The following is a 15136-nucleotide window of genomic DNA, read 5'->3' as shown; positions in this document are numbered from 1 at the left end:
GATGCCGGCGATCGATCCTGCCCGGAACTAGACTTTCAGAGACGCAGGCACGGGAGTTGACGATGACTACGCCTCCTTCAACGAGCAAGCTGGACAAGCTGCTTGCCGAGGAACGCAAGCGACGCGAACACAGCTACCGGGAGCAGGCACTGAAGCTGTTTCCCTGGGTATGCGGCCGCTGCGGCCGCGAATTCAGTGGCAAGCGCCTGTCCGAACTTACGGTGCATCACCGCGATCACAACCATGACAACAACCCGCCGGATGGTTCGAACTGGGAGCTACTCTGCCTCTACTGCCATGACAACGAGCACGCCCGCTATACCGACCAGCAGTGGCACAGCGAAGAACAACCCGGCGCGCGGCAGGGGCCGCGTACCACCTATAAGGCATTCGCCGACATTGGCGACCTGTTGAAGCGCGAGGAATAGCCCGTCGGGCCGTTCGAAACCGAGTCCACAAGGAGATCACGATGAAGATCCTGATGGTACTGACCTCCCACGACCAGTTGGGTAACACCGGCAAGAAGACCGGCTTCTGGTTGGAGGAGTTCGCCGCGCCCTACTTCGCATTTCGCGACGCGGGCGCCGAAGTGATACTCGCCTCTCCCAGGGGTGGGCAGCCGCCACTGGACCCGAAGAGCGATGACCCGGAAGCCCAGACCGAAGCGACCCATCGATTCCGCGAGGATGACGAAGCACGCCGCGCCCTGGCCAATACCCACATGCTCGCCGGGCTGGTGCCGACCGACTACGACGCCCTCTTCTATCCCGGCGGCCATGGCCCGATGTGGGACCTGGTGGACGACCTGCATTCCATCGTGCTGGTCGAAAGCTTCTACGCCGCTGGCAAACCGGTGGGCGCCGTGTGCCACGCCCCCGCCGTGCTCCTCAATGCCAAGGCGCCGGACGGCGCGCCGCTGGTGCAGGGCAATGCGGTAACCGGCTTCGCCAACTCCGAGGAAACCGCAGTAGGCCTGGCCGAGGTGGTGCCCTTCCTGCTGGAAGACGTGCTGAAGGAGAAAGGCGCCCAGTACTCCAAGGTGGCCGACTGGCAGCCCCATGTGGTCACCGACGGCAACCTGATCACCGGGCAGAACCCGGCATCGTCCGAGCCGACTGCGGCGGCAATTCTGGAGTTGCTGAGCGGACGAAAGGGGGAGATGTAGGTAGCTTGTCTGACGACGGCGAATAGCTCCTTGTAGGGGCGAATTCATTCGCCAAGGGTTGCGCAGCAGCCCCCTTTTGAGCGTCGAGGGCAGACCTTCGGCCTGCTTGGCGAATGAATTCGCCCCAACAGGAAAAGCGATGTCCCGGAATTCGTAGGGTGGGCTTCAGCCCACCTTTGAGGGCGCGACCAGGAAGCGTTGGGTTTCGCTTCGCTCTACCGCAACCTACGGAGCTGCAGGAGCGAATTCATGCGGGCCTGCGCTACGCAGCCCTTGGCGAATAAATTCGCCCCCAACAGGAAAAGCGATGTCCCGGAATTCGTAGGGTGGGCTTCAGCCCACCTTCGAGGGCGCGACCACGAAGCGTTGGGTTTCGCTTCGCTCTACCGCAACCTACGGAACTGCAGCAACTGTAGGAGCTAGCTTGCTAGCGAAAAAGGCGCCATTCGCTGGCAAGCCAGCTCCTACGGGCAGTGCAGCCCCCAAAAGGCAAAGCGGCAATCAACGCAACAGCTTGGTATCCAGCACGTCCGACGCGCCGCCCATGATGTTTTCGCTGATCTCGATGAAATCCTTGGTGCTGGCCTTGTCCAGGCGCATCAGGCCACGGGCGACGTCGTCCATGGAGCGCTGGCCGTCGGTGCGCAGGCGGATTTCTTTGTCCAGGTCCTGAAGCAGCAGCACGGCGCGTGCAGTGACCGGGCCGCTGGCGTGCTCGCCGCGCAGACTGTCCACTTTCTTGCTCCACTGGCGCAGTTGCTTGCGGATGGCTTCGTAGCGGTCATCGCCCAGGCCGCCGGCGCGGCGCATCAGTTCGATGGCGTAGTACTCAGCCACGCCTTCGCTGATCCAGTCGCTGCCGTCGGTGTCGCTGATGCGGCTGAGTACATGCACCAGCTCATGCACCAGCGAACTGGTGCCGTTCTCGCTCACCAGGGGACGCGCGGCGTGCATGAAGAACGAGTTGGGCGCCGACAGGCCGCCGCGCCACATGGGGTCATTGGCGCCGACGATCAGTAGCTTGCCCGGCTCGCGGGGGAACACTTCATGGGCGTGGGGCCAGACGAAGGTCAGCATCGTCAGGATGTCCATCCGCCGCATGTCCTCGCCCACCGGAGCACTCACGGTGACGTCGGTATTGCCCAGCGTCGCGCGGCGACTGCCCAGCTTGCCGGCGAGGATCCAGCCGGTGGGGCGGTCGAGCATGCGTTCGGGGTTGTCGATGCGGAAACGGTTCTTGCCGATGCGCGGCCAGCCGGTTTCCACGGCTTCCCAGCCCTTGGGCAGCTCGAATTGCAGACGCGCCACCAGGTCGATGCCATCCGCCAGGTCCAGGCGTGCGGCCGGCACCAGGTCGTCGCCGCGCAGCAGCGCCCAGTCGGGGGTCATGCGGGCATCGAAACGGCCATCGCCACGGGGATGGCTGACGCGCACCTTGTAGCTCAGGCTCGCCTTGCCCTTACCGGGTATCCAGGTGCCATGGCCCGAGTCTTCCTGAGTCCAGTCACCGCTTGCCTTGAAGTCGCTGTAATAGCCCTTGTCCCCCAGGTCGAAACGCAGGCCGCGCACACCGTCGCCTTTCTCCAGCACCAGGCTGACTTCGGCCTGGTCGCTCTCGGGCAGGAAGCGCACCTGATAGTCGAGATCGACCTTCTTGGCGGCCCACAGCGGGGTGCTCAGGGTCAGCAGGACGGTGGACAGCAGCAGCTGGGAACGGGCGGACATCGAGGATGGCTTCCTTGGTAGGTGTGACGGTCAGTCCCTGAGACTCGAAAGGTGGCGGTTTGATCCATGACCGGCCCTGCAGCGCATTGAAAAAAAAGCGAGCACATCGGCCAGTTTCCAACCGCCTGCTAGCCGGCGCGGAAAATCAGGTAGTCCTCCCAATCATCCTCCGCCACGCTGCTTTCGCTCAGCATGCGGCCGGATTGGGAGATACCCGCCTTGTGCACCGCTTCGGGGTCATTGCAGATCAGGTGGTGCCAGGGCGGCAGGTCCTTGCCTTCGGCCACCAGCCGATATCCACAGGTAGGCGGCAGCCAGCGGAACTCGTCGGCCTGGGCCGGTGTGAGCTGGATGCAGTCGGCCACGAACTTGCGACGATTAGCGTAGTCGGTGCAGCGGCAGGTATTGAGGTCCAGCAGCTTGCAGGCAATGCGCGTGTAATAGACGCTGCCGTCGTCCTCGTCTTCGAGCTTCTGCAGGCAGCACAGGCCACAGCCATCGCAGAGGGATTCCCACTCTTCCTGATCGAGCTGTTCGAGGGTCTTGCGCTTCCAGAAAGGTTCGACTTTGGCGGCCATGGCATGCGGGGGCTGGTTCGGGGGGCGGGTATTCTAGTCGCGTCCAGAGTGTCGGCCAAGCATAGCTGACCGCTGGTTACGGCGCGGCGAACTCAATAGCCGCGCTCGAAGTTGACGTTCCCGCGCAAGGGCGCGCCCGAGCGATGACGGGCGAGGTTGTCGACGAACAGGCGGGCCATGGCGCTGGGCAGCGTCGGCGCCGAGCTGTGGCCGGTCACCAGCAGGTTGGGCGCGCTCCAGAACGGGTGCCAGGCCGGCAAGGGTTCTTCACGGCAAACGTCGATCACTGCCCCGGCCAGTTGGCCGGCCTGCAGCGCCGCCACCAGGTCATGGTCGACGACCGCCACGCCACGTCCGGCGTTGATGAACAGCGCGGTCGGCTGCATGCAGGCGAAGATTCCGGCGTCGTAGATGTCGCGGGTAGCCGGCGTGTCGGGCAGCAGGTTCACCACGCAATCGGCCCAGGCCACCTGCTCGGCCAGCGCCTCCATGCCGGAGACCCGCTCGAAAGGCTCCATCGGGCGAGGTTCGCGGGCAATGCCATGCAACTCCACGCCAAAGGGCTCGAGGAAACCGGCGACGCTCTGGCCGATGTCACCCGCACCGACGATCAGCACCCGCTTGCCGTCCAGACTACGTGGCAGGCGGTTGTCCCAGCGCTTCTCGGTCTGGGCCGCAACCCGCGAGAAGATCTGCCGCTGATGCGCCAGGAGGTAGGTGAGCACGTACTCGGCCATGACCTGGCCGAAGATGCCGACGGCGCGGGTGAGCCGATAGTCCTTGGGCAGGTCGGCGGCCAGCAACGGTGTGATGCCTGCCCAGGTGGATTGCATCCACTCCGGCTTGCAGCCCTTGCGCAGCAATTGCGCCATCACATCGGGTTCGCCGAGCCACACCGTGCACTCGTGCGCGGCGTCCAGCAGGCGCTCCACCTCGCTGCCGCCATGGAGCTGCAACCCGGACTCGGTGCGCAGCAGGTCGGCGTAGAGGGCGAACTCGGATTCGGCGATGAGGATTTTCATCAGATGGGGTCGTTCATCCGCAGCAGTTCTTCCGGCAAATGCTCGATGTACTCATCCTGGGCCGGGGGCATCTGCAGGTGATAGCCCTGCTTCTCGATATTTTCCAGCACCTTGCCAATGTCTTCGCGGGCCAGCTGGCGCTCGGGAGTGAGCACCAGGTCGAAGGCATGCTGAGGGGCGCCAAAGGCGGCGAGCAGACCTTCAGGCACGCGACTCAGGGCTTCGCGCTTGTCGACATAGAGGTACATCTCGTTCTTGCGCGGGCTTTTGTAGATGGAGCAGATACGTTTCATGGTCGGGCTCGTGGGGCAAGCCGTGCGCGGCGGCACGGCGGAAAGGTTCATTGGCCGGCCGGGGCCAGGGCATCCAGCAGGGCCTGGCCCATCAGCTCACGGCGCCAGCCGCGCAGACCTTCGGGCAGGGTGTAGGGGCCGTCGGGGAAGCCGCTTTTCAGCAGGGCTTCCAGGTGTTTCTTGCGCAGCATGAGCTCCGGCGCCATGCCCAGGCGCTCGGCTTCGGCCTGGCCGATGCCGCGCAGCATTTTCAGCGTCACTGAAGCCTCCGGCGGCAAGGGTTCGGGCAACGCCTCCGGCCAATGGGCAGGTGGCGTCTCGGCAGCCTCGCGGATCAGCTTGAGCAGGGTATTGCCGTCCTGGCGCACGGTGCGCGGGTGCATGTCATCGATGCGCGCCAGCGCCACGAGGTTGTCCGGCTGGAAGCGCGCCAGGGGCCAGAGGCTGTGTTCGCGCAGAATGCGGTTGCGCGGCTGGTCGCGCAGGCGTGCTTCGATCTCGCGCCAGGCGCAGAGCTCGCGCAGCACGGCAAGCTGGGCACGGGAGAGCTTCCAGGCCAGCTTGGCCTCGCGGTAGAGCTCTTCAGGAAGGATTTCACGGCGCAGGTTGGCCACCAGCTCGGCACCATCCTCCAGCACCCAGGCACGCTTGGGCTCGGTCAGGCGCGGCTCCAGGGCGGCAAAGAGTTCAGCCAGGTGCTGCACGTCCTCGGCGGCATAACGCACCTGCATGTCGGTGAGCGGGCGCTGCAGCCAGTCGGAGCGGGTTTCGTCCTTGGGCAGGTCGATGCCGAGCACCGCCTGCACCAGGCGCGAGTAGCCCATGGAATAGCCGATGCCGAGGTAGCCGGCGGCCAGTTGGGTATCCAGCAGGGGCTGCGGCATGGCGCCGGTCAGGCGCAGGAAGACCTCCAGGTCCTCGCTGCAGGCGTGCAGCACCTTGAGCACCGCCTGGTCTTCCAGCAGTTCGGCGAAGGGCGACCAGTCCCCGATCAGCAGCGGGTCGATGAGGTACGCCCGTTCGCTGTCACCGACCTGCACCAGGCCGGCCTTGGGGTAGAAGGTGTCGACCCGCATGAACTCGGTGTCCAGGGCCACGAAGGGCAGGCGCCGCCACTCGGCGCAGTGTTTGGCCAGCGCAGCGTCGTCGCGGATCCAGATAATGTCGATGGCCACAGGGCTCTCCTTGAATCAGTGGCGCGCAGTATATATCGCGCCGGGGCCTCGCTTCGCGCCTTGCATCGCCCCCGCCCCGCCGCAACCGATCTGCGTGGGGCGGGCCAGCGCCTAAACCAGCTCGGTGGCAAGGCGTTGGCGCAGGGCCTCGGAACTGCGCTGCATGGGCAGTCGCAACTCGTCCTTGATCACCCCTTGAAGCGCCAGCAGGCTTTTCACCGGGGCCGGATTGGGCTCGGCGAAGGCCAGGCGAATCAGCGGCTGCAGTTTCTGGAAGATCACGCGCGCGGCTTCAAGTTCACCATTGCTGATGCATTCGGCCATGCGCACGAACTGTTGCGGGTGGATATGCGCCGACGCGCAGATCGCACCACGACCGCCCATGCACAGGGTGGTGAAGACCTGTCCGTCCTCCCCCGTCAGGACATCCAGTTCGCCATCGGCGATCAGCGCCTGGGTGGTTTCCGGGTTGCCGCCGCAGTCCTTGATGGCCACCACGCGAGGATGGCGGGCGAGCTGGCGCAAGGTAGCCAGTTCCAGACGCACGCCGGTGCGATAGGGAATGTCGTAGAGGATCACCGGCACCGTCGCGGCATCGGCGATGGCCCCGAACCAGGCGAGCAGGCCGTCCTGGGAGGGGCGAATGTAGTAAGGCGCAGGCACCAGCACGCCAGCGATGGGCCGGCGCTGCACCTCGCACTGGAAAGCCAGCAGCTCCACCAGGTTGTTGCCCGCCAGCCCCATCACCAGGCGGTCGCCAGGCACCTCGTCCAGCAGCGCGTCCAGCACGGCCAACTGCTCGTCCTTGGACAGCGCCGCGGCCTCTCCCGTGGTGCCGCAGGCCACCAGGCCGGCGACGCCTTCGTCAAGAAGGTGCCGGGCCAGGCGGCGCAAGGCCGGGAAGTCGATGGCGCCGTCGTTGAAGGGGGTTACCAGGGCAACCCAGATTCCGGAAAACACAGGCATTGCAGATCTCCAATGGCTGACCGTCAGAGTCACCGTCGGAGGGATGCAGGGAGGGAATTCGAGGGAGGATCGACCTACTTCGCGCCTTCTGTCCTGTCAGCCCATCTGACGGGACAGCGCGCCCCGGTCAAATGAGCGACTGTTTCTTCGATTTACCTGCGGCAACGCCAATGGCCGACGCCTGGACCGGGAGGACCAGGGCAGAAACGGCGAAGCAGGCGATGGCAGGCATTTGCAGCTCGGTTGAATGCAGCGAGGGCCAGATACTGCGCAGGCCGCCCCAGCACTGTCAACTGTGGTCTGTCGAATGCTGCAACATTCAGCCCTGGCGCCTGAGGCAGGCGGCTGCTAAAAAAGTCCGCGCAGAAGAACAAGGCTCCGGCCACTACCCCACCTCAATGGATACAAGAAGATGAAGAAGCTGCTGGGCGTGTTCGCCCTGCTGATCGTCGCCCTGACGGTCTATCTCGCCCTGACGCCCTCGCCCATCGACCCGCAGGCCTGGGACGCGCCCAAGGCTCCGAGCATGACCGGCGTGCTGGAACCCAACGACACCCTGATGAAGGCCGAGCTCATCGCCCAGGGCCAGATCCATGGTCCGGAAGACACCGCTATCGACGCCCAGGGGCGCCTCTATGCCGGCCTGCATGACGGCCGCATCGTGCGTATCAGCGACAAGGGCGAGGTCGAGACTTTCGCCGAAACCGGCGGCCGCCCGCTAGGCATGGACTTCGACGCCACCGGTAACCTGATCGTCGGCGACGCCTACAAGGGCCTGCTGCGCATCGACCCGCAAGGCCAGATCAGCGTCCTGGCCACCGAGGCCGAGGGCGTGCCGTTCCGCTTCACTGACGACCTGGATATCGCCCAGGACGGCCGCATCTACTTCACCGACGCCTCCAGCAAGTTCCAGCAACCGGACTATCTGCTCGACCTGCTCGAAGCCCGCCCCCATGGCCGGCTGATGCGCTTCGACCCCGTTTCCGGCAAGACCGAGGTGCTGCTCAAGGACCTGTACTTCGCCAATGGCGTGGCGCTGTCCGCCAACGAGGACTTCGTGCTGGTCAACGAGACCTACCGCTACCGCATCACCCGCTACTGGCTGAGCGGCGAGAAGGCCGGCACCCACGATGTGTTCATCGACAACCTGCCGGGCCTGCCGGACAACCTGCAAGGCGATCACCAGGGCAACTTCTGGGTCGCTCTGCCCACCCCGCGCAAGGCCGATGCCGACTTCCTTCACACACAACCCTGGCTGAAAGCGCTGCTCGCCAAGCTGCCGCGCATGTTCTGGCCCAAGGCGGCGCCCTACGGCTTTGCGATCCAGCTGAATGAGAAGGGCGAGATCGTCCACAGCCTGCACGACACCAGCGGCACTCACCTGCGCATGGTGACCTCGGTCAAGCCGGTGGGGGACTACCTCTACCTGGGCAGCCTGGACAACGACCGGATCGGCAAGCTGAAAATCCGCTGAGGCACGGAAGTCGCTCTCTCGGGGACATCGAACATGTAGGAGCGAGGGGGACGCCGAGTTCTTGCTCGCGAACGGGCGAGCTCAAGAGCTTCGCGAGCAAGCTCGCTCCTACATTAAATCCAACTTCAACCTGCCTGCTTACAAGGCTCGCGCTGGCGGCAGGACGGAAGTCGTCTCTACAGAATTCGTAGTGTCACCAACCTCCTGCCCCAGCAGCCCCTGCATCCGTCCACGGGTATCCGCCATCAGCTCGCCCAGGCGCTCCGGGCTGTACTGGCTGGCGTCGATCGGCTCACCCACATGCACTTCCACCTTCTGCCCGAGGTTCAGGCGGAAGGTGCGGGCCGGCAGCACGCGATGGATGCCGCGAATGGACACGGGAATGATCATCGCATCGGTGTCCAGCGCCAGGTGGAAGCAGCCTTTCTTGAACTTCAACAGGCGGCCATCTGCGGACCGGGTGCCCTCAGGCGCAGCCCAGAGGACGATGCCGCTTTCCATCATGCGCCGGGCGGTCTCCAGGTCGGCGAGGGCCTGGCGACGGTTGTGCCGGTCAATGGACGGGAATTCCGCCGCACGCATGGCCGGGCCAAGGAAGGGAATGCGGAACAGCTCCTTCTTGGCCAGCATGCGGATCGACCCCGGCAAGGCGACGAAGCTGGCCGGGATGTCGTAGTGGCTGGAATGGCTGCAGAGGATCAGGTAGCGGCGACCGTCGTTGAAATCCGGTATCGCACCGTGCACCGACAGGTCCATGCGTACCAGGCGCAGCAGCAAGCGCGACATGGCGCGGGTATAGCGGTCCACGCAAGCACGGTCGAGGCGCTTCATCGGCGCGCGTACCAGAACCTTGCAGCAGTAGTAGAGGACCACCGACAAAGTCCCCAGGATCACACCCAGGCGGCGGATCAGCGAGGCACGTTCACTCAGTATTTGCAGGCTTGGCATCGAGCTCTCCCATCTTTTCCCGGCGCGACTTCATGCACGGGTGACCTTATGATGCCGATTGTCATCGTTTCGACACACTCGGCCCGCCAGCCTCCTGACCAAACGCCTTCGCCACGGACCCGCCCCCATGGACAAGAAAGACCTGCAGATCGTCGACCTCCTGCAGCAGGACGCCTCCATCTCCCTCGCGGAACTCGCCGAGGCGGTGAATCTCTCCCCCACGCCCTGCTGGCGACGCCTGCAGAAGCTGCGCGAGGACGGGGTGATCCGCAAGCAGGTGGCGCTCTGTGATGCCGAGCGGCTCGACCTCGGCGTCACGGTCTTCGTCACCATCCGCACCAGCCGTCACAGCGATGACTGGACCCGGCAGTTCATCGAAGGCACCCGCGACATTCCCGAGATCGTCGAGATCTACCGCATGACCGGCGACGTCGACTACCTGCTGAAGATCGTGGTGCCGGACATCAAGGGCTACGACGCCGTGTACAAACGCCTGATCCGCGTCGCCGACCTGTCCGACGTGAGCTCCGGCTTCGCCATGGAAGTGATCAAGCACACCACGGCACTGCCACTCGGGCACCTGACGCTGTAAGTCGAAGGATGATTTTCCAATCGAGCGGATCGTTTGGAAATATTTTTCACTAAGCGTCTTTTAAGTAGATTTTATTTCTACAAAACAACTAAAGCTCGCCAATCAAAGCAAAGAAATTCCCCGCCCCCACCCGTAATCTTTTTTCCACTCCAGACGCCGCCATCCCCAGCCAGGCGTCGCATACTTTTCGCTATCCGGAATCAGAGGAAACACCAGGTGGACGACCGCAAGCTGCACCTCGAAACACTCCTGGCCCATGAAGGTCGCGAACGGGGCCGGGTCGGCGGCACCGTCAATACCCCGGTCTATCGCGCCTCCACGCTGCTCTTCCCCACCGTGGAAGCCCTGCATGCGCAAAATGGCACCCTCAACACCTACGGACGCCACGGCAACCCCACCACGCGCTCCCTGGAACATGCCCTGGCCCAGCTGGAAGGCGCCTTCGGCGCGATGCTCACCCCCAGCGGCCTGAGCGCGCTCACCACTGCCTTGCTGGCAACCCTCAAGCCCGGCGACCACCTGCTGATGACCGATTCGGTGTACGACCCGACTCGCGCCTTCTGCGACGAAACCCTGAAGCGCTTCGGCATCGAGACCACCTACTACGACCCGCTGATCGGCGGCGGTATCGCCGAGCTGATCCGCCCCAACACCCGCGTGGTGTTCCTCGAGTCGCCCGGCTCGCTGACCTTCGAAGTGCAGGACGTGCCGGCCATCGCCGAAGTCGCCCACGCCCATGGCGCCCTCGTGATGCTCGATAACACCTGGGGCACCCCGGTGCACTTCGCTTCCTTCAAGCACGGCGTAGACATCTCCATCCACGCCGCCACCAAGTACATCGTCGGCCACTCGGACGTGCTGATGGGCGTGATAATGACCACCGAGGCGCTGTTCCCGCAGGTGCGCGGTTTCTACAAGCAGCTCGGCCTGTCGGTCAGTGCAGACGACGCTTACCTCGCCCTGCGCGGCCTGCGTACCCTGTCCACGCGACTGGAACGCCACCAGCGCAATGCGGAGAAAGTCGCGCAGTGGCTGGCCGAGCAGCCGGAAGTGGAACGCATCCTCTACCCCGCCCTGCCCGGCGCGCCCGGCCATGAGCTGTGGAAACGCGACTTCAGCGGCGCTTGCGGCCTGTTCGGGGTGATGCTCAAGGCCATGCCGGAGCAGGCCGTGCGCGCCATGCTCGATGGCATGAATCTGTTCGGCATGGGCTTCAGCTGGGGCGGCTTCGAAAGCCTGATCCTGCTGACCAACCCCAGTGCCCATCGCAGCGCGACCACCTGGAAGGCCGACGGCCCGCTGATACGCCTGCACATCGGCCTGGAGCACCCGGACGACCTGATTGCCGACCTCAACGCGGGCTTCCAGCGCCTGCGCGCCATCTGCCGTTGAGCCCACGGGCGGCGCGGGCTCCGCGCCGCCGTCAATTGCGCGCGACAGCCAGTGCGGGCGTCCTTATGATGCTTGCCACAACAATGGTCACGACAAGGACCCCGCCATGTCGCTCGCACAGCTCATCAGCCCTGCCCAACTCAGCGCCCGCCAGGATGAACCGGGCCTGATCATCCTCGACTGCCGCTTCTCCCTCGATGATCCGGCCTACGGCCAGCGCAGCTACAACGAGAGCCACATTCCCAAGGCCCGCTTCGCCGACCTGGAGCGCGACCTGTCCGGCCCCGTGACCCGAGGCGTAACCGGCCGCCATCCGCTGCCGGACCCGACGACACTGGCCGCCAAGCTACGCAACTGGGGCATCACCGCCGACAGCACCATCGTGCTCTACGACGACGGCCCCGGCGCCTTCGCCGCGCGCGCCTGGTGGCTGCTGGCCTGGCTGGGCAAGCGTGATGGCGTATTCCTCCTGGATGGCGGCCTCAAGGCCTGGCGCGATGCCGAACTGCCGTTGACGGCCGTAACACCGACGGTGCAGCAAGGTAGCTTCTCCGGTCAGCCTGACGCGAGCCTGCTGGTGGACGCCGACGACCTCCAGCAACGCCTGGGCAATACGAACCTGACCCTGCTGGATGCCCGCGCACTCCCCCGCTTCAAGGGTGAAGTGGAGCCCATCGACCCGGTGGCCGGCCATATTCCCGGCGCCCAGTGCGCCGCCTTCACCGACAACCTCGGCAGCGACGGTCGCTTCCTCCCGGCCGAGACCCTCAAGCAACGCTTCGCCGCCCTGATCGGCGACCGTCCACTGGATGAGCTGGTGGCCTACTGCGGCTCGGGCGTCACTGCCTGCCACAACCTGTTCGCCCTGAGCCTCGCCGGTTACCCCCTGGCACGGCTCTACGCCGGCTCCTGGAGCGAGTGGATCACCCAGCCTTCGCGCCCCCTGGCCACGGGCGAATAACCCCCGGATAACCAGCAGGCAGAGGACCTGGCGGCCCTCGCCTGCTGGCTGTTTTTTAATCACAGGCAGCTATATAGACAATAACCAGAAGCCTGAAACAGTTTAAAAACAGTCCTTTACAGCAGGAATATCGCACTAGACTTCAAATCGAGCGGCTAACTCCGCTCCCGGTGGGGCTCTTTCCTAGAACGATGAGAAGCTGCCAAAACGCCCCGGCCCCGCCGGCACCTTTCGCGAGGGCCATATGGGAATTGCCGCCAGCGATCTCCGCCAGCACGTAATACGACCGACGCTGCTCTACCTGCAGCGTCCCTCCTCCACCGCCGAAAGCCTGCTGCTGGGCGCCGCCGCCTGCCAATCTGCCCTCGGCGCCGCGCTGGACTGCGGCGAGGGTCGCGGCCTCTATCGCATCAGCGATGAACGCCATCAACAGCTCTGGGACCAGCATCTCGCCCATGACCCCGAACTCGCCAGCCAGGTACGCGGGTTGGCCAGCCAGCATGCCTTTCTCACCGCCCCCCACCTGGAACTGATCGTCAACCTGCGCTACGCGACCGCCATCGCCTGGATGCTGGTGGAATCGACCGTTCTGGTACTCCCCCCTGCGGATGACCTGATCGGCATGGCCATGATCTGGCGGCAGGTCTTCCAGCCTGACGGCAGTCCCCGCGAGTTCATCGACGCCTGGCAGCGCCATGTCAGCGGGCTCTGCCAAGTCGCCTGATCACTGACCGACCAGTCAGGAACAAGCGTGCCAGTGGATATGCACGATCGACGAAAATGCCATTGTTTTGCCTTTTGTTCGACAATCTTACAAGACATATCGCCGCACTTTCCCAAGCTGGCCAGGTCGGAGGATTCCTGTTAGCGTGCCGGCCTTTGCACCACCGATCAGGAGTTCACCCGTGATAAGCAGAGTCTTCAAGACCGCCCTCGCCCTGGCCGTCAGCGCCGCTTCCAGCTACAGCCTGGCTGCGGGCTTCGCCCTCAACGAACAAAGCGTCAGCAGCATGGGTACCGCCTTCGCCGGCCGTTCGTCCTCGGCCGACGACGCCACCACCGTGTACGGCAACCCCGCCGGCATGTCGCGCCTGAAGCGCGAGCAGGTCAGCGTTGGCGCCGCTGCCATCTTCGCGAAGACCGATATCGACGACGCTCGCGGCACTTTCGGTGGCAGCAACGATGGCGACATGGTTCCCACCGTCGGCGTGCCCATGGGCTATTACGTCAAGCCGATCGATGACAACTGGACCTTCGGCCTCGGCATGTACGTGCCCTTCGGCCTGATCACCGATTACGAAACCGGCTTCGCCGGCCGTTACTACGGCGACAAGAGCGAAGTACGCGTGATCACCCTGCAGCCCACCGTCAGCTATCGCATCAACGACCAGCTGTCCGTCGGTTTCGGCCCCACCATCAACCGCATCGACGGTGAGCTGACCTCTTCCGTGCTCAACCCGCTGTCCCCGGGTCGCAACGATGGCCGCGTGAAGGTCAAGGGCGACGACACCGCGCTGGGCTTCAACGCCGGCATCCTCTTCGAACTGGACCCGCGCACCCGCTTCGGCCTGACCTACCACTCCAAGGTGGACTACAAGCTGAAAGGCGACACCACCGTTTCCGGCAGCGGCCCGGTACTGGCCAGTTCCGCCGGCAAGTACGACGCCTCGCTGGACCTGGAAACCCCGGAATCGGTCGACTTCTCCGTCACCCACGACCTGAACGACGCCTGGACCCTCTATGCCGGCAGCACCTGGACCCGCTGGAGCCGCCTGGAAGAAATCAAGGTGGACAACGAGGGCGTTCGCGGCCTGCTGGCCCCTGCCCTCGGCACCATCGTCGAAGAGCAGGACTGGCGCGACACCTGGTCCTACGCCGTCGGTGCCGCCTACAAGCTGAACCAGCAGTGGACCCTGCGCGCCGGCCTGGCCTACGACCAGTCTCCGGCCCGCAACGAGCACCGCTCGCCGCGCATTCCTACCAACGACCGCAAGATCTTCAGCCTGGGCGCCGCCTGGAGCCCCAACGACGACGTGACCGTCGACGTGGCCTACTCCTACCTGAAGGAAGATGACGCCGACATCAACCAGGTCAGCGCTTCCAAGGGGGCCTATCGCGCCACCTTCAAGAACAGCGCCCACGGTCTGGGTGCGCAGCTGACCTACCGCTTCTAAGCGGGAATCAGCGCCATGAAAAAGCCCGGACTCGTCCGGGCTTTTTCATGTTTGTCGATCAAGGCTGGCTAGCCAGCGCCTGCTCCACCGCCTTCAGCAGGTCCGGGTCGTCGGGCTTGGTCAGGCTGGAGAAATGCGCGATCACCTTACCCTGCCGGTCTACCACGTACTTGTAGAAATTCCAGCGCGGTTTCTGTCCGGACTGGGCGATCAGTTCCTTGTAGAGCGGCGTCGCCTCGTCTCCGGTGACGTGCTGCGGCTGGGTCATGGCGAAGGTCACGCCGTAGTTGACGTAGCAGACCTTGGCCGTTTCCTCGTTGGTGGCGGCTTCCTGTTTGAAATCGTCCGAGGGGACGCCAAGCACTTCCAGGCCCTGATCCTTGTAGCGTTTATAGAGGGCTTCCAGCCCCTTGAACTGCGGAGTGAAGCCGCAGTGGCTGGCAGTGTTGACGATCACCAGCGGCTTGCCGGCGAAGCGCTGACACAGGTCGATGGTGTTCTTCGAACGAAGTTGCGGCAGCTCGTGCTGCAGCAGTGATGGGCACTCGGCAGCCATGACCTGGCTGCCGAACAAGGCAAGCGACAGGAAGAGCAAGGGCGAGGCTTTCATGGCGGACTCCGGCACAGGTCGAGTGATCCGCTTACGCTACTGCGAGCCTCCTCGCCGATCA

General features: G+C 64.5%; 16 protein-coding genes. 8 read left to right on the top strand and 8 right to left on the bottom strand.

Going from position 1 to position 15136, the window contains the following annotated elements; genetic code table 11:
* Nucleotides 1-56: 56 nt before the first annotated feature.
* Both E8E95_RS02635 and E8E95_RS02630 read left to right on the top strand, forming a co-directional pair.
* A complete protein-coding gene (locus E8E95_RS02635; RefSeq protein ID WP_280347905.1) occupies nt 57-428 on the top strand; it encodes a YajD family HNH nuclease in 372 nt (123 codons plus the stop codon).
* Nucleotides 429-469: 41 nt separating this feature from the next.
* Nucleotides 470-1165, top strand: coding sequence for a type 1 glutamine amidotransferase domain-containing protein (locus tag E8E95_RS02630; RefSeq protein ID WP_280347903.1), 696 nt, complete (start codon nt 470-472; stop codon nt 1163-1165).
* Between the two features lie 501 nt (nt 1166-1666).
* Here the strand turns inward: E8E95_RS02630 and E8E95_RS02625 are convergent.
* The 6 genes from E8E95_RS02625 to dapA form a co-directional block, all read right to left on the bottom strand.
* Nucleotides 1667-2890: a hypothetical protein gene (locus E8E95_RS02625; protein ID WP_280347901.1), complete on the bottom strand. Its 1224-nt coding sequence runs from the start codon at nt 2888-2890 to the stop codon at nt 1667-1669.
* Nucleotides 2891-3018: 128 nt separating this feature from the next.
* Nucleotides 3019-3468, bottom strand: coding sequence for a YcgN family cysteine cluster protein (locus E8E95_RS02620; RefSeq protein ID WP_077524960.1), 450 nt, complete (start codon nt 3466-3468; stop codon nt 3019-3021).
* A gap of 92 nt (nt 3469-3560) precedes the next feature.
* Nucleotides 3561-4490: a D-2-hydroxyacid dehydrogenase gene (locus tag E8E95_RS02615; protein WP_280347898.1), complete on the bottom strand. Its 930-nt coding sequence runs from the start codon at nt 4488-4490 to the stop codon at nt 3561-3563.
* Complete coding sequence (locus E8E95_RS02610; RefSeq protein WP_077524962.1) at nt 4490-4783, bottom strand: YcgL domain-containing protein; 294 nt, start codon at nt 4781-4783, stop codon at nt 4490-4492. The genes E8E95_RS02615 and E8E95_RS02610 overlap by 1 nt, the downstream gene beginning before the upstream one ends.
* Nucleotides 4784-4830: 47 nt before the next feature.
* Nucleotides 4831-5958 (bottom strand): ribonuclease D, encoded by a 1128-nt coding sequence (gene rnd / locus E8E95_RS02605; protein WP_280347896.1) that lies wholly within the window; start codon nt 5956-5958, stop codon nt 4831-4833.
* Nucleotides 5959-6069: 111 nt separating this feature from the next.
* Nucleotides 6070-6924, bottom strand: coding sequence for a 4-hydroxy-tetrahydrodipicolinate synthase (gene dapA / locus E8E95_RS02600; RefSeq protein ID WP_280347894.1), 855 nt, complete (start codon nt 6922-6924; stop codon nt 6070-6072).
* Nucleotides 6925-7336: 412 nt separating this feature from the next.
* On the opposite strand from dapA, the gene E8E95_RS02595 reads away from it, so the two are divergent.
* On the top strand, nt 7337-8398 hold the full coding sequence (locus tag E8E95_RS02595) for an SMP-30/gluconolactonase/LRE family protein (protein ID WP_280347892.1): 1062 nt from the start codon (nt 7337-7339) through the stop codon (nt 8396-8398).
* A gap of 138 nt (nt 8399-8536) precedes the next feature.
* Here E8E95_RS02595 and E8E95_RS02590 read toward each other — a convergent pair whose 3' ends face one another.
* On the bottom strand, nt 8537-9346 hold the full coding sequence (locus E8E95_RS02590) for a lysophospholipid acyltransferase family protein (RefSeq protein WP_280347890.1): 810 nt from the start codon (nt 9344-9346) through the stop codon (nt 8537-8539).
* Between the two features lie 127 nt (nt 9347-9473).
* On the opposite strand from E8E95_RS02590, the gene E8E95_RS02585 reads away from it, so the two are divergent.
* The 5 genes from E8E95_RS02585 (at nt 9474) to E8E95_RS02565 (ending at nt 14465) form a co-directional block, all read left to right on the top strand.
* The gene (locus tag E8E95_RS02585; RefSeq protein WP_179058213.1) at nt 9474-9938 is read left to right on the top strand and encodes an Lrp/AsnC family transcriptional regulator; all 465 of its coding nucleotides are present in this window, start codon (nt 9474-9476) and stop codon (nt 9936-9938) included.
* Between the two features lie 216 nt (nt 9939-10154).
* Entirely contained in the window at nt 10155-11330 is a 1176-nt protein-coding gene (metC, locus tag E8E95_RS02580) for a cystathionine beta-lyase (protein ID WP_280347886.1), read from the top strand.
* A gap of 106 nt (nt 11331-11436) precedes the next feature.
* On the top strand, nt 11437-12291 hold the full coding sequence (locus E8E95_RS02575) for a sulfurtransferase (protein ID WP_280347884.1): 855 nt from the start codon (nt 11437-11439) through the stop codon (nt 12289-12291).
* Between the two features lie 244 nt (nt 12292-12535).
* Nucleotides 12536-13015, top strand: coding sequence for a hypothetical protein (locus tag E8E95_RS02570; RefSeq protein ID WP_280347882.1), 480 nt, complete (start codon nt 12536-12538; stop codon nt 13013-13015).
* Nucleotides 13016-13196: 181 nt separating this feature from the next.
* Nucleotides 13197-14465, top strand: coding sequence for an outer membrane protein transport protein (locus tag E8E95_RS02565; RefSeq protein WP_280347880.1), 1269 nt, complete (start codon nt 13197-13199; stop codon nt 14463-14465).
* Nucleotides 14466-14523: 58 nt separating this feature from the next.
* Here E8E95_RS02565 and E8E95_RS02560 read toward each other — a convergent pair whose 3' ends face one another.
* Nucleotides 14524-15075 (bottom strand): redoxin domain-containing protein, encoded by a 552-nt coding sequence (locus E8E95_RS02560; RefSeq protein WP_280347878.1) that lies wholly within the window; start codon nt 15073-15075, stop codon nt 14524-14526.
* Nucleotides 15076-15136 lie beyond the last annotated feature (61 nt).

Source organism: Pseudomonas sp. BN414, from assembly GCF_029871275.1.
GTDB classification, from domain to species: Bacteria; Pseudomonadota; Gammaproteobacteria; order Pseudomonadales; family Pseudomonadaceae; genus Metapseudomonas; species Metapseudomonas resinovorans_C.
This window is presented reverse-complemented; position numbering and strand designations above follow the sequence as displayed.

Excerpts from the sequence above, each read along its gene's own strand:
- E8E95_RS02630 (WP_280347903.1), top strand. The coding sequence starts at position 470 with ATGAAGATCCTGATGGTACTGACCTCCCACGACCAGTTGGGTAACACC.
- E8E95_RS02625 (WP_280347901.1), bottom strand. The coding sequence starts at position 2,890 with ATGTCCGCCCGTTCCCAGCTGCTGCTGTCCACCGTCCTGCTGACCCTG.
- E8E95_RS02620 (WP_077524960.1), bottom strand. The coding sequence starts at position 3,468 with ATGGCCGCCAAAGTCGAACCTTTCTGGAAGCGCAAGACCCTCGAACAG.
- E8E95_RS02615 (WP_280347898.1), bottom strand. The coding sequence starts at position 4,490 with ATGAAAATCCTCATCGCCGAATCCGAGTTCGCCCTCTACGCCGACCTG.
- E8E95_RS02610 (WP_077524962.1), bottom strand. The coding sequence starts at position 4,783 with ATGAAACGTATCTGCTCCATCTACAAAAGCCCGCGCAAGAACGAGATG.
- dapA (WP_280347894.1), bottom strand. The coding sequence starts at position 6,924 with ATGCCTGTGTTTTCCGGAATCTGGGTTGCCCTGGTAACCCCCTTCAAC.
- E8E95_RS02595 (WP_280347892.1), top strand. The coding sequence starts at position 7,337 with ATGAAGAAGCTGCTGGGCGTGTTCGCCCTGCTGATCGTCGCCCTGACG.
- E8E95_RS02590 (WP_280347890.1), bottom strand. The coding sequence starts at position 9,346 with ATGCCAAGCCTGCAAATACTGAGTGAACGTGCCTCGCTGATCCGCCGC.
- E8E95_RS02585 (WP_179058213.1), top strand. The coding sequence starts at position 9,474 with ATGGACAAGAAAGACCTGCAGATCGTCGACCTCCTGCAGCAGGACGCC.
- E8E95_RS02575 (WP_280347884.1), top strand. The coding sequence starts at position 11,437 with ATGTCGCTCGCACAGCTCATCAGCCCTGCCCAACTCAGCGCCCGCCAG.
- E8E95_RS02570 (WP_280347882.1), top strand. The coding sequence starts at position 12,536 with ATGGGAATTGCCGCCAGCGATCTCCGCCAGCACGTAATACGACCGACG.
- E8E95_RS02560 (WP_280347878.1), bottom strand. The coding sequence starts at position 15,075 with ATGAAAGCCTCGCCCTTGCTCTTCCTGTCGCTTGCCTTGTTCGGCAGC.